The following is a 20,555-nucleotide window of genomic DNA, read 5'->3' on the forward strand; positions in this document are numbered from 1 at the left end:
GCTCAAGGGAGAGCGCGATGGTCAGCAAGCCGCCTGCCGGGGATCCGGTCCAGGACGCCCCGCAGGTCACCCCGCCGCAGCACGCCGCGGCCGGCCTGCCCGCCATCGGGCACACCCTGCGGATGGCGCACGAGCAGATGGGCACGCTGCGCACCGCCCGCACCCTCCTCAAGGTCAACCAGAAGGACGGCTTCGACTGCCCCGGCTGCGCCTGGCCGGAGGAGGACAAGCGGCACGTCGCGGAGTTCTGCGAGAACGGCGCCAAGGCGGTCGCCGAGGAGGCCACGCTCCGCCGCGTGACCCCCGCGTTCTTCGCCGCGCACCCGCTCGCGGACCTCGCGACCCGCAGCGGCTACTGGCTCGGCCAGCAGGGCCGCATCACCGAGCCGATGCTGCTGCCCGAGGGCGGCGACCGGTACGAGCCGGTGTCCTGGGAGCGGGCCTTCGCGATCATCGCCGAGGAGCTGCGCGCCCTGGCCTCCCCCGACGAGGCGTTGTTCTACACGTCGGGCCGGACCAGCAACGAGGCCGCGTTCCTCCTCCAGCTCTTCGCCCGCGAGTTCGGCACGAACAACCTTCCGGACTGCTCCAACATGTGCCACGAGTCCTCGGGTTCGGCGCTCAACGAGACGATCGGCATCGGCAAGGGCAGCGTCTCCCTGGAGGACCTGCACCGCGCCGACCTGATCGTCGTCGCCGGACAGAACCCGGGCACGAACCACCCGCGCATGCTCTCCGCCCTGGAGAAGGCGAAGGCCGCCGGCGCCCGGATCATCTCCGTGAACCCGCTGCCCGAGGCCGGTCTGGAGCGGTTCAAGAACCCGCAGACCCCGCAGGGCATGCTCAAGGGCGCCGCGCTCACCGACCTCTTCCTGCAGATCCGCATCGGCGGCGACCAGGCCCTCTTCCGGCTCCTCAACAAGCTGGTCCTGGAGACGCCCGGGGCGGTCGACGAGGCGTTCGTACGGGAGCACACGCACGGGTACGAGGAGTTCGCCGAGGCGGCGAGGGCCGCCGACTGGGACGAGACGCTCGCGGCGACCGGGCTCGACCGCTCCGAGATCGAGCGGGCCCTCGCGATGGTCCTCGCCTCGAAGCGGACCATCGTCTGCTGGGCGATGGGCCTCACCCAGCACAAGCACTCCGTGCCGACCATCCGCGAGGTGGTCAACTTCCTCCTGCTCCGCGGCAACATCGGCCGCCCGGGCGCCGGGGTCTGCCCGGTGCGCGGCCATTCGAACGTGCAGGGCGACCGCACGATGGGCATCTTCGAGCGCCCCGCGCCCGCCTTCCTCGACGCCCTGGACAAGGAGTTCGGGATCGTCTCGCCCCGCCACCACGGCTACGACGTGGTCCGCTCGATCCAGGCGCTCCGCGACGGCGACGCGAAGGTGTTCTTCGCGATGGGCGGCAACTTCGTCGGCGCGACGCCCGACACGGAGGTCACCGAGGCGGCGATGCGCAACGCGCGCCTGACCGTCCACGTGTCGACGAAGCTCAACCGCTCGCACGCAGTCACCGGCACGCGCGCGCTGATCCTGCCCACCCTCGGCCGCACCGACAAGGACGTCCAGAAGAGCGGTCGGCAGATCGTCACCGTCGAGGACTCGATGAGCCTCGTGCACGCCTCCCGGGGCAACCTGCCGCCCGCGAGCCCGCACCTGCTCTCCGAGCCGGCGATCGTGGCGCGGATGGCGCGGGCCGTCCTCGGCACGGAATCGGCCACGCCCTGGGAGGAGTTCGAGGCGGACTACGCCACGATCCGCGACCGGATCGCGCGCGTGGTGCCCGGTTTCGAGGACTTCAACGCGCGCCTCGCGGCGAACGCCGGCGGCTTCCGCCTGCCCCACGGCCCGCGCGACGAGCGCCGCTTCCCGACGAAGACCGGCAAGGCCAACTTCACGGCCGCGCCCGTCGAGTACCCGCGCGTGCCCGAGGGCCGGCTGCTGCTGCAGACGCTCCGCTCGCACGACCAGTACAACACCACGATCTACGGGCTCGACGACCGCTACCGGGGCATCAGGAACGGGCGCCGGGTCGTCCTGGTCCACCCCGAGGACGCGGCGGCCCTCGGCCTCGCCGACGGGGACTACACGGACCTGGTGAGCGAGTGGACCGACGGCAGCGAGCGGCGGGCCCCCGGCTTCCGGGTCGTGCACTACCCGACGTCCCGGGGCTGCGCGGCCGCGTACTACCCGGAGACGAACGTCCTGGTGCCGCTGGAGTCGACCGCCGACGTCAGCAACACCCCCGCCAGCAAGTCCGTCGTCGTCCGTCTGGAACAATCACCTTCCGCCTAAGCGTTTGCTCAGGCTGACCGTCAGGTCATTCACGCGATGCCGTACGAAGACGAACGGAGCCGGGCCATGGGTGAACAGCAGCACGTGAAGTTCCCGCAGGAGGTCATCGACGAGTACGCGACGCTCGGCGTCGACCTGCCCGCGCTCTTCTCGGCCGGCCACCTCGGCAACCGGATGAGCATCCAGGTCCTGGAGGCCTCGGCCGAGCGTGTCGTCGCCACGATGCCGGTCGAGGGCAACACCCAGCCGTACGGCCTCCTGCACGGCGGCGCCTCGGCCGTGCTCGCCGAGACCATCGGCTCCATCGGCTCGATGCTGCACGGCGGCGTCACGAAGATCGCCGTCGGCGTGGACCTCAACTGCACCCACCACCGCGGTGTCCGCAGCGGTCTCGTCACCGGTGTGGCGACGCCCGTGCACCGCGGCCGGTCCACCGCCACGTACGAGATCGTGATCAGCGACGAGCAGGGCAAGCGGGTCTGCTCCGCGCGCCTCACCTGCCTCCTCCGCGACGTCGACCCCAAGGACGCCGGGAACCTCCCCACGGCCTGAGCGCGCGCGAACGGCGCGGTGCGGGACGGACCACCGTCCCGCACCGCGCCGTTCGCGTATCAACTCCCGTTTCTCCGGACCCTCTTGCCCCACAGGGCCACAACCGCTTCACTGGCGAACCTCCCCCGCAGGAGAACACCTGATCCACTCACACACCGAGGGGTTCTTCGTGACCGCCGTCCGCACCACCTACGCGCTGACCACCGTCACCGCCGCCGTCTGTGCCGCCGTACTCGCCACCGCGCTCCCGGCCTCGGCGATCAACTCGTACAACGCGACCCCCGCCCCCGAGCGCACCGAGGTGGGCGCCCTGGTCGCGACCTGGGACGACGACGACGACCCGACGACCCCGGACCGGGTCGACTGGGTCTGCTCCGGCACCATGGTCGACGCGGACACCTTCCTCACGGCCGCGCACTGCACGACCGACTGGCCGGCGAACGTCCGCTTCCACGTCTCGCTCGACCAGGACGTCCAGAGCGGCCTGGACCGCGCCGCCGCCGAGCACCCCGGCGACCCGGCGGCCGTCGCCCGCGCCGTCGCCGTCGAGGGCGTGGCCCACAGCCACCCCGCCTACCCCGGCCCGGCCTCCGACACCCACGACATCTCGGTGGTCGAGCTCCCCGCCGCCGCCGTGAAGGCCCGCTGGTCGTTCACCCCGGCCACCCTGCCCCGCGCCGGCGCCCTCGGCGCACTCGGCCCGCGGGGCCTCGACGCCACCGCCTTCACCGTGGCGGGATACGGCACCGAGGAGGCCGAGCGGGGGCCCGGCGGCCACACCCACCCCGGCGGCGGCGTCCGGATGAAGGCCCCGGTCACCTTCGAGGCGCTCAACGACGCCTGGGTGCGTCTCGGCATGACCGCGCCCCAGGGCAACGGCGGCGCCTGCTACGGCGACTCCGGCGGCCCGAACTTCGCGACGCTCGACGGCAGGCGGACCCTGGTCGCCACGACGATCACCGGCGACACGCCCTGCTACGCGACCAATGTGACCTATCGGCTGGACACTCCCGGAGCGCGTGACTTCCTGAAGCCGTTCGTGCGCCTGCCGTAACCCGCGGCGAGGCATACCAATCCGGCCACCCTCGACCTCCGGACCGCCCTCGCCCCGACCCCCCACTTCGTCGATCGTCACCCTGCGTGATCTTCGAATCAAAGGCGCACGGGCGGTCCGGAAGGGCCGATTCGTCCGCTGAGGTTTCTGCCACTGTCCGATATCCGGAGAGTCCGCTGAGCGGACCGTCAGTACCAAGAATCGTTCAAGCCCCTTAGCGGAACTGGGCGTTCTCACTATGTGAACACTGCATTACCCACCCCTATGCCCCCTTTTCTCCCGGCCCTCCACACCCAGTTCCCCCCTCGGCATAACAAGACAGTCACATCCTGACCTCCGCGCTCCCCGACCCTCCCCACCTGCGCTTAGAGTCACGGCCAGTCACCGCGCCGCCGGGCGCGTCCTAGTGCACGGCCCTGTACCAACCCAGTACGGCCCGGCGTTCGACAAACGGCACCCCTCGCTCCGCAGCTTCACGGCACCGCCTCATCCGAGGGGGCCGCGCCAGGGAAAGGACCCTTCGTGCGAAACCGTTCGTTGCTCATACTCACCACCGCGGTCACCGCAGGTGCGCTCACCCTCACCGCGTGCGGTTCCCGCGGAGAGGACAAGGGCGGCTCGGGGAACGGCGACGGCGGCAACGTCACCGTCACCATCGGTCTCGACGCCCCGCTCACCGGTGAGCTGTCCGCCCTCGGCCTCGGCATCAAGAACTCCGCCGACCTCGCGGTCCAGACGGCCAACAAGAAGTCCTACGTCAAGGGCGTGACCTTCAAGCTCGAGTCCCTGGACGACCAGGCCCAGCCCTCCGCCGGCCAGCAGAACGCGACCAAGCTCGTCGCCGACAAGGACGTCCTCGGCGTCGTCGGCCCGCTGAACTCCTCGGTCGCCGAGTCGATGCAGAAGGTCTTCGACGACGCGAAGCTCGCCCAGATCTCCCCGGCGAACACCAACCCGGCGCTCACCCAGGGCACCAACTGGTCCACCGGCGACAAGAAGCGCGGCTACAAGTCGTACTTCCGCACCGCGACCACGGACGCCATCCAGGGCCCCTTCGCCGCGCAGTACGTCTACAACGAGGCCAAGAAGACCAAGGCCTTCATCATCGACGACAAGAAGACCTACGGCGCCGGCCTCGCGGGCACCTTCAAGGGCGAGTTCGAGAAGCTGGGCGGCAAGGTCGTCGGCACCCAGCACATCAACCCGGAGACCAAGGACTTCTCCGCCATCGCGACCCAGGTCAAGAGCTCCGGCGCGGACGTCGTCTACTACGGCGGCGAGTACCCCGCCGGTGGCCCGCTCTCCAAGCAGATCAAGGAAGCCGGCGCCAAGGTCGTCGTCGTCGGCGGTGACGCGCTCTTCAGCGCCGAGTACGTGAAGCTGGCCGGCGCCGCCGCCGCCGAGGGCGACATCGCCACCTCCGTCGGCGCGCCGATCGAGTCCCTCGACTCCGCCAAGGAGTTCCTGGCCAACTACAAGGCCGGTGGCTACAAGGAGGCCTACGAGGCCTACGGCGGCTACGCCTACGACTCGACCTGGGCCATCATCGAGGCCGTCAAGAAGGTCGTCGACGGCAACAGCGGCAAGCTCCCGGACGACGCCCGCGCCAAGGTCGTCGAGGCCGTCCAGGGTGTCTCCTTCGACGGCGTGACCGGCAAGGTCTCCTTCGACGAGTTCGGTGACACCACCAACAAGCAGCTCACCGTCTACAAGGTCGAGGGCGGCAAGCACGCCCCCGTCAAGTCCGACACCTTCGGCGGCTGATCCCGCACCCCACTCAGCACCACCAGCACCACCCAGCACCACCTACATCGCGCGGGGGGCCGCACCAAGGCACCCCGCGCGGTGTCACATCCGTCGAAAGTCTCGGAGGACAATGCGGTGAACGAACTGCCGCAGCAGCTGGTCAACGGCCTGCTACTGGGATCCATGTACGGGCTGATCGCCGTCGGCTACACGATGGTCTACGGCATCGTCCAGCTCATCAACTTCGCCCACGGCGAGATCTTCATGACCGGCGGCTTCGGGGCGCTGACCGTCTGGCTCCTGATGCCCGCGGGCACCAGCATCTGGGTCGCCCTCCCGCTCATGCTGATAGGCGCCGTGCTCGTCGCCACGACCATAGCCGTCGGCGCCGAACGCCTCGCCTACCGCCCGCTGCGCGGAGGCCCCCGCCTCGCCCCCCTCATCACCGCGATCGGCCTCTCCCTGGCCCTCCAGTACGCGGTGTGGATCTGGTACCCCGAGGCGAAGTCCGCCCGGACGTTCCCGCAGATCCCCGGCGGCCCGATCGAGCTCGGTCCGGTCACCATCCAGACCGGCGACGTCTTCCTCCTCATCGCCGCCCCCATCTGCATGGCCTTCCTCGCCTTCTTCGTCATGCGCACCCGCACCGGCCGCGGCATGCAGGCCACCGCGCAGGACCCGGACACCGCCAAGCTCATGGGCGTCAACACCGACCGCATCATCGTGATCGCGTTCGCCCTCGGCGCCGCGATGGCCGCCGTCGGCGCCGTCGCCTACGGCCTCAAGTACGGCGTCGTCGACTACAAGATGGGCTTCCTCCTCGGACTCAAGGCCTTCACCGCCGCCGTCCTCGGAGGCATCGGCAACATCTACGGAGCCATGATCGGCGGCATCGTCCTGGGCGTCACCGAGACCCTGGCCACGGCGTACATCAGCCACGTCCCCGGCATGCAGCAGCTCGGCGGCCAGTCCTGGGCCGACGTCTGGGCCTTCGTACTCCTCATCGTCGTACTCCTCGTCCGGCCGCAAGGCCTCCTGGGCGAGCGCGTCGCGGACAGGGCGTGAGCACCATGACCACCATCTCCGAGAACTCGACGGTTCCCGCGGCGACCGACGCGAACCGGGCGACGGGCCTCATCGGCTTCATCCCCGCCCCCCTCGCCCGCGCCCTCACCCTCGGCGGCGGCGCCCTCACGGCCGCCGGCTGCTTCCTCGCCTGGACCTGGACCGACGCCTTCCCCGGCGACCTCACCTACTACGGCTCCCCGGCCGGCCTCCAGCTCCAGGTCCTCGTCACCAGCCTCCTCACCGTCCTCTTCGCCCTCTCCACCTACGGCGTCAAGGGCACCCGCTGGCTCACCCCGGCCGGCGGCGACGCGGCCCTCAAGCTCGCCGCGCTCGCCACCTTCGCCATCACCTGGTTCACGGTCGGCGCCATCAGCATCGAGCTCGGCGGCCCCGTCAACCTGGAGCCCGGCGGTGCGATCGTCGCCGTCACCAGCCTGGTCGCCCTCCTCGGCGCCCTCGCCCTCCCGTTCCAGCGGGCCGAGGTCCACCCCGTGGACCCCGAGGACACCGGCTGGGACCAGTTCAAGCACAAGGCCGGCAACGGCTGGACCCAGTTCAAGGCCGCCTTCGCGACCCAGGGTTCCGTCCGCCGCCTGCCCGCCATGAACTCCGCCGTCGAGATCCTGATCATCACGGGCATCCTCGCCGTGGCGCTCGGCGTCTTCACCTACGGCGTCGGCACCGAGTACGACGAGCTGTTCATGGGCTTCCTCATCACGGCCGGCCTCGGCTTCGCCGCGGTCAACAAGTCCGGCCTCATGCAGCAGGCCACCCAGCTCACCGCCAAGCACCAGAACCTCACCATCGCCGGCGCCTTCACGGCCGCCGCGCTCTTCCCCTTCACCCAGACCGACGACCAGTACGCGACCCTCGGCGTCTACATCCTGATCTTCGCCACCGTCGCCCTGGGCCTCAACATCGTCGTCGGCCTCGCCGGTCTCCTCGACCTCGGCTACGTCGCCTTCCTCGGCGTCGGCGCCTACGCGGCCGCCCTCGTCTCGGGCGCCCCGACCTCGCCGTTCGGCGTCCACTTCCCCTTCTGGGCCGCCGTCCTCGTCGGCGCCGGAGCCTCCCTGGTCTTCGGTGTCCTCATCGGCGCCCCGACCCTGCGGCTGCGCGGCGACTACCTCGCCATCGTCACCCTCGGCTTCGGTGAGATCTTCCGCATCGCCGTCATGAACACCGACGGCACCTCCGGACCCGACATCACCAACGGCTCCAACGGCATCGCCTCGATCCCGAACCTCAGCATCTTCGGCTTCGACTTCGGCGCCGAGCACAGCATCGCCGGGTTCACCATCGGCCGCTTCGCGAACTACTTCTTCCTGATGCTACTGATCATGGCCGTCGTCGTCCTGGTCTTCCGCCGCAGCGGCAACTCCCGCATCGGCCGCGCCTGGGTCGCCATCCGCGAGGACGAGACCGCCGCACTCGCCATGGGCATCAACGGCTTCCGGGTCAAGCTCATCGCGTTCGCCCTCGGCGCCTCCCTCGCCGGCCTCGCCGGTACGGTCCAGGCCCACGTCACGTACACCGTGACCCCGGAGCAGTACCTCTTCGCCGGACCCATCCCGCCCAACTCCGCCTTCCTGCTCGCCGCCGTCGTCCTCGGCGGCATGGGCACCATGAGCGGACCCCTGGTCGGTGCGGCGCTGCTCTTCCTCATCCCGAACAAGCTCCAGTTCATGGGTGAGTACCAGCTCTTCGCCTTCGGCGTCGCGCTCGTCCTGATCATGCGCTTCCGCCCGGAGGGCATCATCGCGGACCGCCGCCGCCAGCTGGAGTTCCACGAGCACGACGAGTCGCCCGCCAAGGTAGGTGCCTGAGCCATGACCACCACCACCAAGACGGCCGAGTCCACCACGGAGCCGGCCGCCCGCGAGACCGTCCTCGACGCCCGGGGCGTGACCATGCGCTTCGGCGGCCTCACCGCCGTCCGCGACGTCAACCTCACCGTCAACAGCGGCGAGATCGTCGGCCTCATCGGCCCCAACGGCGCCGGCAAGACCACCTTCTTCAACTGCCTCACCGGCCTCTACATCCCGACCGAGGGAGAGGTCCGGTACAAGGGCACGGTCCTGCCGCCGAAGTCCTTCAAGGTCACCGACGCCGGCATCGCCCGCACCTTCCAGAACATCCGCCTCTTCGGCAACATGACCGTTCTGGAGAACGTCCTCGTCGGCCGCCACACCCGCATGAAGCAGGGCCTCTGGTCCGCGCTCCTGCGCCTGCCCGGCTTCAAGAAGGCCGAGGCGGAGGCCGAGACCCGCGCCATGGAGCTCCTGGAGTTCATCGGACTCCGGGACAAGGCACAGCACCTCGCCAAGAACCTGCCGTACGGAGAGCAGCGCAAGCTGGAGATCGCCCGCGCCCTCGCGAGCGACCCCGGCCTCATCCTGCTCGACGAGCCCACGGCCGGCATGAACCCGCAGGAGACCCGCGCGGCCGAGGAACTCATCTTCGCCATCCGGGACATGGGCGTCGCCGTGCTCGTCATCGAGCACGACATGCGCTTCATCTTCAACCTCTGCGACCGCGTCGCCGTCCTCGTCCAGGGCCAGAAGCTCATCGAGGGCGACAGCGCGACCGTCCAGGGCGACGAGCGGGTCATCGCGGCGTACCTGGGCGAGCCGGTCGAGGCACCCACGAAGGCCCCCGAGTCCGCGGAGCCGGAGGCCGAGGCCCCTGAGGCCCCTGAGGCCGCCGAGGCCGACTCCGAGGACGCCCCGGAGGCCCCCGAGGCCCCCGAGGCCCCCGAGGCCCCCGCGGCGGACGCCTCCGAGGACGACACCCCGCACGACCCTGCTTCGGGCAAGGAGAACGACGCATGACCGCACTGCTCGAAGTCGAGGACCTGCGCGTCGCCTACGGAAAGATCGAGGCCGTCAAGGGCATCTCCTTCTCCGTCAACGCCGGTGAGGTCGTCACCCTCATCGGCACCAACGGCGCCGGGAAGACCACCACCCTGCGGACCCTCTCCGGGCTCCTCAAGCCCGTCGGCGGCCAGATCAAGTTCGAGGGCAAGTCCCTCCGCAAGATCCCCGCCCACAAGATCGTCTCGCTGGGACTGGCCCACTCCCCCGAGGGCCGCCACATCTTCCCCCGCATGACGATCGAGGAGAACCTCCTCCTCGGCGCCTTCCTCCGCAAGGACACCGCCGGCATCGCCAAGGACGTCCAGCGCGCCTACGACCTCTTCCCCATCCTGGGCGAACGTCGCAAGCAGGCCGCCGGCACCCTCTCCGGCGGCGAGCAGCAGATGCTCGCCATGGGCAGGGCCCTCATGTCCCAGCCCAAGCTGCTCATGCTCGACGAGCCCTCCATGGGCCTCTCCCCGATCATGATGCAGAAGATCATGGCGACCATCACCGAGCTCAAGGCCCAGGGCACCACCATCCTGCTCGTCGAGCAGAACGCCCAGGCCGCGCTCGCCCTCGCGGACCAGGGCCACGTCATGGAGATCGGCAAGATCGTGCTCTCCGGCGCGGGCCCCGACCTCCTCCACGACGAGTCCGTCCGCAAGGCGTACCTCGGCGAGGACTGAGCCACACGAACGGAAGGCCCGCCCCACAGTGCTGTGGGGCGGGCCTTCTCGCGTACGGATCAGGTGACCGCTACTGCCCCTTGGCCGCCTTCTTCTCCTCGGCGTCCTCGATGACGGCCTCGGCGACCTGCTGCATGGACATGCGGCGGTCCATCGACGTCTTCTGGATCCAGCGGAACGCGGCGGGCTCCGTCAGGCCGTACTGCGTCTGCAGGATCGACTTGGCGCGGTCCACGAGCTTGCGGGTCTCCAGGCGCTGCGAGAGGTCGGCGACCTCCTGCTCCAGGGCGCGCAGCTCCGCGAAGCGGGAGACGGCCATCTCGATGGCCGGCACGACGTCGCTCTTGCTGAACGGCTTCACGAGGTACGCCATGGCGCCGGCGTCGCGGGCGCGCTCGACGAGCTCGCGCTGCGAGAAGGCGGTGAGCATGAGGACCGGGGCGATGGACTCGCCGGCGATCTTCTCGGCGGCGGAGATGCCGTCCAGGACGGGCATCTTCACGTCCAGGATGACCAGGTCGGGGCGGTGCTCGCGGGCGAGCTCGACGGCCTTCTCACCGTCTCCGGCCTCACCGACGACGGTGTACCCCTCCTCCTCCAGCATCTCCTTGAGGTCCATGCGGATGAGCGCCTCGTCCTCGGCGATGACGACGCGGGTCGTCAGCGGCGGGACGTGCGACGCCTCGGCGTCGTCGGCGGGCTGGGGCGACTCGGGGGCGGTCACGGGGGCTCCTCATTGCGGGGCGAGCACTGCTCCCCTGAGCCTACCTAGCTCCTGTAAGGTAGTGCCCCGCAGGGCCTGTAGCGCCCTCAGTTTCCAAGGCCCCAGTACTCCAACTGGTCAGAGAGGCCGCTCTCAAACAGCGGACAGTGTGGGTTCGAATCCCACCTGGGGCACTTTTCCTTCGATTCCCAGGTGGATCACTCGCGAGGTGATCGTCACCCGCATGCGTGAAGCCTGATCATCTGCGTCGCGGGGCGTCGCACGGCCGCCACGATCGACCGTATGCCCGACATCGGAACACCCCCCTCGACGACGCCTGGTCGGGCGTTCAGCGTGAGGCCCAGGAGACCGTGCGCGCGGTCCTTCCGGACAACTCCGCATCCAGGGCCCAGAGGGCCGGCTGCCATGACCTCAAGGTCGAGGAGCACCCGCGGCCCTTCATCGGGGGCTTGGACCCCGTCGGCGTCAGCTGGACGGCCTCACGAGGGTGGGGACCGCCCAGAACGTCTCCGTCGCGCGCAAGGCCTCCGTCGCCCTCATGGACCTCCACGTGGGGCCCAAGCACTGACCCTGCCTACGTCAGCGGGTCGCCGATGTGGTGGACGCGGACCAGGTTCGTGGAGCCCGCGACGCCCGGCGGGGAGCCGGCCGTGATGACCACGATGTCGCCCTTCCGGCAGCGGCCGATGCGGAGGAGTTCCTCGTCGACCTGGGCGACCATCGCGTCGGTGGAGTCGACGTGCGGGCCGAGGAAGGTCTCGACGCCCCAGGTGAGGTTGAGCTGGGAGCGGGTCGCCGGGTCCGGGGTGAAGGCGAGGAGCGGGATCGGGGAGCGGTAGCGCGAGAGGCGCTTGACCGTGTCGCCGGACTGGGTGAAGGCGACGAGGAACTTGGCGCCCAGGAAGTCGCCCATCTCGGCGGCGGCGCGGGCGACGGCTCCGCCCTGGGTGCGGGGCTTGTTGCGTTCGGTGAGGGGCGGGAGGCCCTTGGCGAGGACGTCTTCCTCGGCGGCTTCGACGATGCGGCTCATCGTGCGGACCGTCTCGATGGGGAAGCGTCCGACGCTGGTCTCGCCGGAGAGCATGACGGCGTCGGTGCCGTCGATGACGGCGTTGGCGACGTCGCTGGCCTCGGCGCGGGTGGGGCGGGAGTTGTCGATCATCGAGTCGAGCATCTGGGTGGCGACGATGACCGGCTTGGCGTTGCGCTTGGCGAGTTTGACGGCGCGCTTTTGGACGATCGGGACTTGTTCGAGGGGCATTTCGACGCCGAGGTCGCCGCGGGCGACCATGATTCCGTCGAAGGCGGCGACGATTTCCTCGATGTTCTCGACGGCCTGGGGCTTTTCGATTTTGGCGATGACGGGGAGGCGGCGGCCTTCCTCGTCCATGATGCGGTGGACGTCGTCGATGTCGCGGGCGCTGCGGACGAAGGAGAGGGCGATGACGTCGGCGCCGGTGCGGAGGGCCCAGCGGAGGTCGTCGATGTCCTTGTCGGAGAGGGCGGGGACGGAGACGGCGACGCCGGGGAGGTTGAGTCCCTTGTGGTCGGAGACCATGCCGCCTTCGATGACCCGGGTGTTGACGCGGGGGCCGTCGACGGAGGTGACTTCGAGGGTGACGCGGCCGTCGTCGACGAGGATGCGTTCGCCGGTGGTGACGTCGGCGGCGAGGCCGCTGTAGGTGGTGCCGCAGCGGTGGCGGTCGCCTTCGGTCGGTTCGACGGTGATGGTGAACTCGTCGCCGCGTTCAAGGAGTACGGGGCCTTCGCGGAAGCGGCCGAGGCGGATCTTCGGGCCTTGAAGGTCGGCGAGGACGCCGACGCTGCGGCCGGTCTCGTCGGCGGCTTTGCGGACGCGCTGGTAGCGCTCCTCGTGTTCGGCGTAGGTGCCGTGGCTGAGGTTGAAGCGGGCCACGTCCATTCCGGCCTCGATCAATGCCTTGATCTGGTCGTACGTTTCGGTGGCGGGCCCAAGGGTGCAAACGATTTTCGCTCGGCGCATGGGTCGAGCCTAGGGCTTACCGGCGGGTAGGAAATTGGTGTGGCGTGACTACTCAACAACCTTTCCATGAAAGGTTGTTGACAACTCCTGAATGTGTGCACGGGGGTGCTCCGATGAGCGTTTTCCCGCGTCGTCAATAACGATTGACGACTTTCGGTGATGGCGCCGTCACCGAAAGGGGCTGTTGCGGAGTGTTGCTCCTGGGCCAGAATCTACGCGCGTTGTGCGTCAGTGGCGACGTCATCGAACCAAGGAGAAACACATGCCGTTGAACCGTCGGACGTTCCTGGAGAGCTCCGTCGCCGTCGGAGCCGGGGCCGCCCTCGCCGCGGGTGTCGCCGCTCCCGCCGAGGCCGCGGGCCCGCGTCCCCGGCCGGCGAAGCGGTACTCGTTCACCGTGATGGGGACGACCGACCTGCACGGGAACGTCTTCAACTGGGACTACTTCACGGACAAGGAGTTCGACGACAAGGCGCACAACGACGTCGGCCTCGCGAAGATCTCCACGCTCGTCGACCAGGTCCGTGCCGCCAAGGGCCGGGGCAACACGCTGCTCATCGACGCCGGTGACACGATCCAGGGCACGCAGCTCTCGTACTACTACGCCAAGGTCGACCCGATCACGCAGGTCGGCGGCCCGGTGCACCCGATGGCGCAGGCGATGAACGCGATCGGGTACGACGCGGCGGCGCTCGGCAACCACGAGTTCAACTACGGCATACCGGTGCTGCGGAAGTTCGAGGAGCAGTGCGACTTCCCGCTCCTCGGCGCCAACGCGCTCGACGCGAAGACGCTGCGCCCGGCGTTCGCCCCGTACAGCATGCACACGATGCGGACCCCGCACGGGCGGGACGTGAAGGTCGCGATCCTCGGCCTGACCAACCCGGGCATCGCGATCTGGGACAAGGCCAACGTCACGGGCAAGATGGTGTTCCCGGGGCTTGAGGAGCAGGCGGCGAAGTGGGTGCCGAAGCTGCGGTCCATGGGCGCGGACGTGGTCGTCGTGTCGGCGCACTCGGGTTCGAGCGGCACGTCCTCGTACGGTGACCAGCTCCCCCACATCGAGAACGCGGCGGGCCTCGTCGCCGAGCAGGTCCCGGGCATCGACGCGATCCTCGTCGGCCACGCGCACACCGAGATCCCCGAGTACCGGGTGAAGAACAAGGAGACCGGTCAGGACGTCGTCCTGTCCGAGCCGCTGAAGTGGGGTCAGCGCCTCACGCTGTTCGACTTCGACCTGGTGTGGGAGAAGGGCCGCTGGGTCGTCGAGAAGGTCGGCGCCCAGGTCCTCAACTCGAACACGGTCGCCGAGGACCCGGAGATCGTCGGGCTCCTGGAGGACGAGCACACGAAGGTCGTGGCGTACGTCAACCAGGTCATCGGGACCTCGACGGCGGCGATGACCACGGCGGCCGCGCCGTGGAAGGACGAGCCGATCATCGACCTGATCAACGTGGTCCAGGCGGAGACGGTGAAGGCGGCGCTCGCGGGCGGCGCGTACGCGTCCCTGCCGGTCCTGTCGCAGGCGTCCTGCTTCTCCCGCACGGCCCGCATCCCGTCCGGCGCGATCACCATCAAGGACGCGGCGGGCCTGTACCCCTTCGAGAACACCATGGAGGCCCGCCTCCTGACGGGCGCCCAGCTCAAGGACTACCTGGAGTACTCGGCGAAGTACTACGTCCAGACGGCCGCCGGTGCGCCGGTGGACACGGCCGCGCTGACGAACGCGGCGGGGACGCCCGACTACAACTACGACGCCGTGTCGGGTCTGACGTACGAGATCGACATCGCGAAGCCGGTGGGGCAGCGGATCGTGGGCCTGTCCTTCGAGGGCAGGCCGCTCGACCCGGCGGCGAAGTTCGTGCTCGCGGTGAACAACTACCGGGCGAGCGGCGGCGGCGCGTTCCCGCACGTGGCGAACGCGCAGCAGCTGTGGGCGAACTCGGACGAGATCCGTAACACCATCATCCAGTGGGTGAAGGCGAAGGGGACGGTCGACCCGGGCCAGTTCGCCTCGGTGGACTGGAAGCTGACCCGGGACGGCGTGCCGGTCTTCTAGCCGGCGGTCGTCACACGTTCTGCGCGAGAGGCGTCAGCTTCCGGTCCTGTGCCGGGATGCTCGGCGCCTCTCGTGGTTCCAGGCCGAAGGTGGTGAAGGCGGTGCGGCGGGGCAGGGGGTAGGGCTCCTTGCCGGTGAGGGTGTTGAGGATGGTGGCGCTGCGCCAGGCGGCGAGGCCGAGGTCGGGGGCGCCGACGCCGTGGGTGTGCTTCTCGGCGTTCTGGACGTAGACGGCGCCGGTGACGGAGGGGTCGAGGACGAGGCGGTACCGCTCGTCGATGCGGGCGCGGCCCGCGGCGTCGTGGCGGAGGTACGGGTCGAGGCCGGCGAGCATGCGGTCGACGGGGCGTTCGCGGTAGCCGGTGGCGAGGACGACGGCGTCGGTGGTGAGGCGGGAGCGGGTGCCCTGCTGGACGTGTTCGAGGTGGAGTTCGACCTGGGTGGTGGCGACGCGGCCCGCGGTGCGGACGCGGACGCCGGGGGTGAGGACGGCGTCGGGCCAGCCGCCGTGGAGGGTGCGGCGGTAGAGCTCGTCGTGGATGGCGGTGATGGTGTCGGTGTCGATGCCCTTGTGGAGCTGCCACTGGTGGGGGACGAGTTCGCCGCGTACGGGCTCGGGGAGGGCGTGGAAGTAGCGGGTGTAGTCGGGGGTGAAGTGCTCCAGGCCGAGCTTGGAGTACTCCATGGGGGCGAAGGCCTCGGTGCGGGCGAGCCAGTGGATCTTCTCGGCTCCGGCGGGGCGGTGGCGGAGGAGGTCGAGGAAGACCTCGGCGCCGGACTGGCCGGAGCCGATGACGGTGACGTGGCCCGCGCGCAGGAGCGTCTCGCGGTGGGTGAGGTAGTCGGCGGAGTGGACGACGGGGACGCCGGGGGCGTCCGCGAGGGGGCGCAGCGGTTCGGGGACGTAGGGCTCGGTGCCGACGCCGAGGACGACGTTGCGGGTGTAGGCCCGGCCGAGGGCCTCGGCTTCGCCGGTGGGGTCGATCTGGGTGTAGTCGACTTCGAAGAGGCGGCGTTCGGGGTTCCAGCGGACGGAGTCGACCTGGTGGCCGAAGTGGAGGCCGGGGAGGCGTTCGCTGACCCAGCGGCAGTAGGCGTCGTACTCGGCGCGCTGGATGTGGAACTTCTCGGCGAAGTAGAAGGGGAAGAGGCGCTCACGGCTCTTGAGGTAGTTGAGGAAGGTCCAGGGGCTGGCGGGGTCGGCGAGGGTGACGAGGTCGGCGAGGAAGGGGACCTGGAGGGTGGCGCCGTCGAGGAGGAGGCCGGGGTGCCAGTGGAAGGCGGGCTTCTGCTCGTAGAAGGTGGCGGCGATGCCGCCGGGGACGCCGTGGGCGAGGGCGGCGAGGGAGAGGTTGAAGGGGCCGATGCCGATGCCGACGAGGTCGTGGGGCTGGTCGGGTTCGCGGGGGGTGCCCGCCTCTTCGGTCGTAGGGGGGTTGGTGCTGCCCGTGCTGCCGGTCATCGGTGCGTGCTGCCTTCCACGAGGGTGATGAGCTGTGCGAGGTCGTCGGGGGTGGTGTGGGGGTTGAGCAGGGTGGCCTTGAGCCAGAGGCGGCCGTCGGCCTCGGCGCGGCCGAGGACGGCGTGGCCGTGGGTGAGGAGGGTGCGGCGGATCGCGGCGACGGTCGGGTCGGCGGCGCCGGTGGGGCGGAAGAGGACGGTGGTGAGGGTGGGGCGGGCCCGGAGGTCGAGGCCGGGGGTCTTCTCGACGAGGTCGGCGAGGTCCTGGGCGCGTTCCACGCAGGTGTCGACGAGGGCGGCGAGGCCGGTGCGGCCGAGGGCGCGGAGGGTGACGGCGGTCTTCAGGACGTCGGGACGGCGGGTGGTGCGCAGCGAGCGGCCGAGGAGGTCGGGGAGGCCGGCTTCGGTGTCGTCGTCGGCGTTGAGGTAGTCGGCGGTGTGGCCGAGTACGGCGAGGTCGGCGGTGTCGCGGACGGCGAGGAGGCCCGCGGCGGCGGGCTGCCAGCCGAGTTTGTGGAGGTCGACGGTGACGGTGCGGGCCCGGTCGACGCCGTCGAGGAGGTGACGGTGCGTCGGGCTGAGGAGGACGGGGCCTCCGTAGGCGGCGTCGACGTGGAGGTCGGTGTCGGGGCGGGCCGCGCAGAGGGCGGCGACGGCCGGGAGGGGGTCGATCAGGCCCGCGTCGGTGGTGCCGGCGGTGGCGACGACGAGGGTGGGGCCGGGGGCGGCGGCGGCGAGGGTCTCGGCGAGGGCGGCCGGGTCGAGGGTGCCGTCCGGGGTGGGGACGGTGATGGGTTCGGGGAGGCCGAGGAGCCAGGCGGCGCGGTGGAAGGAGTGGTGGGCGTTGGCGCCGAGGACCGTCTGGAGCCGGGGGCCGTACCGCTCTCTGGCGAGGAGGAGGGCGAGTTGGTTGGACTCGGTGCCGCCGGTGGTGACGAGGGCGTCGGGGGTGGGGGCGGTGGGGTAGACCTCGGCGGCGAGAGCGGCCGTGACGCCCGCTTCCAGGGCGGAGGCGGCGGGGGCCTGGTCCCAGGAGTCCATGGAGGGGTTGAGCGCGGAGGCGGCGAGGTCGGCGGCGGCTGCGAGGGCGAGCGGGGGTGTGTGGAGGTGGGCGGCGCAGAGGGGGTCGGCGGGGTCGGCGGCGCCTTCGGCGAGGGCGTGGACGAGCGTGCGCAGGGCCTCGTGGGGGTCGGTGCCGTGTTCGGGGAGTACGGCTCCGAGGGCGGCCGTCACGTGCCGGTGGACGGCCTCGGGGCCGCCGGCGGGGAGCGGGCCTCCCCTGGCCTTCGCTCCTTGGCGGAGGGCGTCGAGGACGGTGTCCAGGAGGGGGCGGAGGGCGTCGGGGCCGGGGGTGGATCCGGCGAGGGGCGGGGGTGCGGCACGCATGGACGACAGCGTGGCGGGGCTCGCGGGGCGCTGTCCGGGGAGTGCGGGGGTTTGACCCGAACGGGGGACGGGGAGCTGCGGCGCGAGCCCGTTCCGCCCTGCGGAACGACTGCCCACAACCCGGGCGCGACAGGAGCGACGCGCCCGGGGGTGCGGGGTGGCGGGTTACTTCGTGCGGACCTTCAGGGCGCGGCGGAGGTCGTCGAGCTGGTCGACGAGCTTGCGGTGGAGGGCCGGGATGACCTTGTCGCCCGCGAGGTGGGACTCGCCGAGGGTGAGGGAGGCCTCGTCGATGGCGTACGACGGGAAGGCGTAGCGGCCCGCGGCTTCGGCCATGGCGGGGCCACGGCGGGCTCCGAGGGCGGCGGCGTCCTCGTAGAAGCGGGGGATGTAGTCCCGTACGAGGTCGGCGTGTTCGGGCTGCCAGAAGCCGAGGGCGGTGGCGGTGAACAGGTAGTTGGAGAGGTCGTCGGTGTCGAAGAGGGCGGACCAGGCGGCCGCCTTCGCCTCGGCGGTGGGCAGGGAGGCGCGGCAGCGGGCCGCGCCTTCCTGGCCGGTGGCGCTGGGGTCGCGCTCCAGCTCGGCGGCGATCACGGTCTCGTCGGTGTCGCCGAGGACGGCGAGGCGGGCGAGGATCTGCCAGCGGAGTTCGGGGTCGAGCTCGGGGCCGCCGTGGACGGTGCCCTCCTCCAGCCAGGAGGCGATCTTGTCGGGGGTGGTGGCGCTGCCGATGTACGCGCGGACGGCGGTGAGGCGCAGGCCGGGTGCGTCGCCGTCCTCGGTGCGGCGGAGCAGGGCGCGGGCGATCTCGCCGATGGTGGCGAGGGCGGCGGGGCGCTCGGCCTCGGAGACGTACCGGTCGGCGATCTGGGTGCGGGCGAAGCCGAGGACGCCCTGGACGACGGCGAGTTCGGTCTCCTCGGGGAGGTGCGCGAGGGCGGTCTCCAGGTACGCGAGGGGGGCGAGGTCGCCGTCGCGGACCATGTCGCGGAGGGCGTTCCAGACGACGGCGCGGGTGAGGGCGTCGGGGATGCGGGAGAGGCCGCGCAGGACGGTCTCCTCGGAGACGCCGTCGAAGCGGAGCTTGGTGTAGGTGAGGTCGTTCTCGTTGAGGACGACGAGGGCCGGGCGGGGGCCGGTGAGGTCGAGGGGGGCTTCCTGCGGGACGTCGAGGGCGTGGCGTTCGCGGAGGACGAGTTCGCCGTCGGGGCGGCGGTCGTAGACGCCGGCCTCGATGCGGTGGGGGCGGCTGCCGTCGCGGTCGACGGTGAGCCGCCAGTGGGTGCCCTCGCCGTCGAGGCGGGGGGTGAGGGTGTCGACGCCGGTGGTGCGGAGCCACTGCTCGGCCCAGGCGTGGACGTCGCGGTCGGTGGCGGCGGCGAGGTTGTCGATGAAGTCGGCGAGGGTGGCGTTGCCGAACCTGTGGCGCTTGAAGTGGATGTTGATGCCGGCGAGGAAGTCCTCCTCGCCGAGCCAGGTGACGAGCTGGCGGAGGGCGGAGGCGCCCTTGGCGTAGGAGATGCCGTCGAAGTTGAGGAGCGCGGAGGCGGTGTCGGGGACGGCCTCGGGGTCCGGGGCGACGGGGTGGGTGGAGGGGCGCTGGTCGGCCTCGTAGCCCCAGGCCTTGCGGGTGACGCCGAAGTCGACCCAGGTGTCGGGGAAGAGGTCGGAGCAGGCCTCGTTGACGGTCTGGTAGCCCATGTACTCGGCGAAGGACTCGTTCAGCCAGATGTCGTCCCACCAGCGGAGGGTGACGAGGTCGCCGAACCACATGTGGGCCATCTCGTGGGCGATGACCATGGCTCGGGTCTGGCGTTCGGTGACGGTGACGGCGGAGCGGAAGACGAACTCGTCGCGGAAGGTGACGAGTCCGGGGTTCTCCATGGCGCCGGCGTTGAACTCGGGGACGAAGGCCTGGTCGTACGAGTCGAAGGGGTACGGCTCGTCGAACTTCTCGTGGAAGCGGTCGAAGCAGGCCTTGGTGACGGCGATGATCTCGTCGGCGTCGGCGTCGAGGTGGGGGGCGAGGGAGCGGCGGCAGTGGATGCCGAAGGGCAGTCCGGCGTGCTCGGTGCGGACGCTGTGCCAGGGGCCGGCGGCGACGCAGACGAAGTAGGTGGAGAGGAGCGGGGTGGGGGCGGCCTTCCAGACGCCGTCGTCCTGCCGCTCGGTGATGCCGTTGGAGAGGACGGTCCAGCCTTCGGGGGCGGTGACGCTCAGCTCGAAGACGGCCTTGAGGTCGGGCTGGTCGAAGGCGGCGAAGACGCGCTGGACGTCTTCCATGAAGAGCTGGGTGTAGACGTAGGACTCGCCGTCGGTGGGGTCCGTGAAGCGGTGCATGCCCTCGCCGGTGCGGGAGTACCGCATGGTGGTGGCGACGCGGAGCTCGTGCTCGCCCTCGCTGAGGGTGAGGGGGAGGCGGTTGCCGTCGAGGGCGGCGGTGTCGAGGGCCTGTCCGTCGAGGGTGGCGGAGTGCAGGGTCTCGGGCTTGAGCTCGACGAAGGTGTCCCCGGCGGCGCGGGCGGTGAATCGGACGGTGCTGGTGGACTCGAAGGTCTCGGCGCCGGTGGTGAGGTCGATGTCCACCTGGTAGCGGTGGACGTCGAGGAGCTGGGCACGGGTCTGCGCTTCGTCGCGCGTCAGTACGGACATGGGGGCC

Annotated in this window: 14 protein-coding genes and 1 tRNA gene; 10 read left to right on the plus strand and 5 right to left on the minus strand. The window is 70.6% G+C overall.

Going from position 1 to position 20,555, the window contains the following annotated elements:
• Nucleotides 1-17: 17 nt before the first annotated feature.
• The 8 genes from AB0G79_RS16785 (at nucleotide 18) to AB0G79_RS16820 (ending at nucleotide 10,264) form a co-directional block, all read left to right on the plus strand.
• Nucleotides 18-2,300 (plus strand): FdhF/YdeP family oxidoreductase, encoded by a 2,283-nt coding sequence (locus tag AB0G79_RS16785; RefSeq protein WP_360806938.1) that lies wholly within the window; start codon nucleotides 18-20, stop codon nucleotides 2,298-2,300.
• Between the two features lie 66 nt (nucleotides 2,301-2,366).
• Nucleotides 2,367-2,852, plus strand: a complete 486-nt coding sequence (locus AB0G79_RS16790) for a hotdog fold thioesterase (RefSeq protein ID WP_360806940.1) — start codon at nucleotides 2,367-2,369, stop codon at nucleotides 2,850-2,852.
• Between the two features lie 169 nt (nucleotides 2,853-3,021).
• On the plus strand, nucleotides 3,022-3,906 hold the full coding sequence (locus AB0G79_RS16795; protein ID WP_360806942.1) for a trypsin-like serine protease: 885 nt from the start codon (nucleotides 3,022-3,024) through the stop codon (nucleotides 3,904-3,906).
• A gap of 522 nt (nucleotides 3,907-4,428) precedes the next feature.
• Nucleotides 4,429-5,670, plus strand: coding sequence for a branched-chain amino acid ABC transporter substrate-binding protein (locus AB0G79_RS16800; protein ID WP_360806944.1), 1,242 nt, complete (start codon nucleotides 4,429-4,431; stop codon nucleotides 5,668-5,670).
• 117 nt (nucleotides 5,671-5,787) lie between these two features.
• Nucleotides 5,788-6,717, plus strand: coding sequence for a branched-chain amino acid ABC transporter permease (locus tag AB0G79_RS16805; protein ID WP_360806946.1), 930 nt, complete (start codon nucleotides 5,788-5,790; stop codon nucleotides 6,715-6,717).
• A gap of 5 nt (nucleotides 6,718-6,722) precedes the next feature.
• Entirely contained in the window at nucleotides 6,723-8,546 is a 1,824-nt protein-coding gene (locus AB0G79_RS16810) for a branched-chain amino acid ABC transporter permease (protein WP_360806948.1), read from the plus strand.
• Nucleotides 8,547-8,549: 3 nt separating this feature from the next.
• Complete coding sequence (locus tag AB0G79_RS16815) at nucleotides 8,550-9,551, plus strand: ABC transporter ATP-binding protein (RefSeq protein WP_360806949.1); 1,002 nt, start codon at nucleotides 8,550-8,552, stop codon at nucleotides 9,549-9,551.
• Entirely contained in the window at nucleotides 9,548-10,264 is a 717-nt protein-coding gene (locus AB0G79_RS16820; protein WP_360806950.1) for an ABC transporter ATP-binding protein, read from the plus strand. The genes AB0G79_RS16815 and AB0G79_RS16820 overlap by 4 nt, the downstream gene beginning before the upstream one ends.
• A 70-nt stretch (nucleotides 10,265-10,334) precedes the next feature.
• On the opposite strand, the gene AB0G79_RS16825 is transcribed toward AB0G79_RS16820, so the two are convergent.
• The gene (locus tag AB0G79_RS16825) at nucleotides 10,335-10,988 is read right to left on the minus strand and encodes a response regulator (RefSeq protein WP_360806953.1); all 654 of its coding nucleotides are present in this window, start codon (nucleotides 10,986-10,988) and stop codon (nucleotides 10,335-10,337) included.
• Between the two features lie 98 nt (nucleotides 10,989-11,086).
• Between AB0G79_RS16825 and AB0G79_RS16830 the strand changes: the two genes are divergently transcribed.
• Nucleotides 11,087-11,161, plus strand: a tRNA-Leu gene (locus AB0G79_RS16830).
• 401 nt (nucleotides 11,162-11,562) lie between these two features.
• Here the strand turns inward: AB0G79_RS16830 and pyk are convergent.
• Nucleotides 11,563-12,990 carry a pyruvate kinase gene (gene pyk / locus AB0G79_RS16835; RefSeq protein ID WP_360806955.1) on the minus strand — a complete coding sequence of 476 codons (1,428 nt, stop codon included), beginning with the start codon at nucleotides 12,988-12,990 and terminating at the stop codon, nucleotides 11,563-11,565.
• A 262-nt stretch (nucleotides 12,991-13,252) separates the two neighbouring features.
• Here pyk and AB0G79_RS16840 point away from each other — a divergent pair, with 262 nt between their 5' ends.
• Nucleotides 13,253-15,049, plus strand: a complete 1,797-nt coding sequence (locus AB0G79_RS16840; RefSeq protein ID WP_360806957.1) for a 5'-nucleotidase C-terminal domain-containing protein — start codon at nucleotides 13,253-13,255, stop codon at nucleotides 15,047-15,049.
• 10 nt (nucleotides 15,050-15,059) lie between these two features.
• On the opposite strand, the gene AB0G79_RS16845 is transcribed toward AB0G79_RS16840, so the two are convergent.
• The 3 genes from AB0G79_RS16845 to pepN all read right to left on the minus strand — a co-directional run bounded on the left by AB0G79_RS16845 (nucleotide 15,060) and on the right by pepN (nucleotide 20,548).
• Nucleotides 15,060-16,511: a SidA/IucD/PvdA family monooxygenase gene (locus tag AB0G79_RS16845; RefSeq protein ID WP_360806959.1), complete on the minus strand. Its 1,452-nt coding sequence runs from the start codon at nucleotides 16,509-16,511 to the stop codon at nucleotides 15,060-15,062.
• Nucleotides 16,508-17,896: an aminotransferase class V-fold PLP-dependent enzyme gene (locus AB0G79_RS16850; protein ID WP_360806961.1), complete on the minus strand. Its 1,389-nt coding sequence runs from the start codon at nucleotides 17,894-17,896 to the stop codon at nucleotides 16,508-16,510. The genes AB0G79_RS16845 and AB0G79_RS16850 overlap by 4 nt, the downstream gene beginning before the upstream one ends.
• Nucleotides 17,897-18,061: 165 nt before the next feature.
• Nucleotides 18,062-20,548 carry an aminopeptidase N gene (gene pepN, locus AB0G79_RS16855; RefSeq protein WP_360806963.1) on the minus strand — a complete coding sequence of 829 codons (2,487 nt, stop codon included), beginning with the start codon at nucleotides 20,546-20,548 and terminating at the stop codon, nucleotides 18,062-18,064.
• Nucleotides 20,549-20,555 lie beyond the last annotated feature (7 nt).

Source organism: Streptomyces sp. NPDC020807, from assembly GCF_040641575.1.
GTDB lineage: Bacteria > Actinomycetota > Actinomycetes > Streptomycetales > Streptomycetaceae > Streptomyces.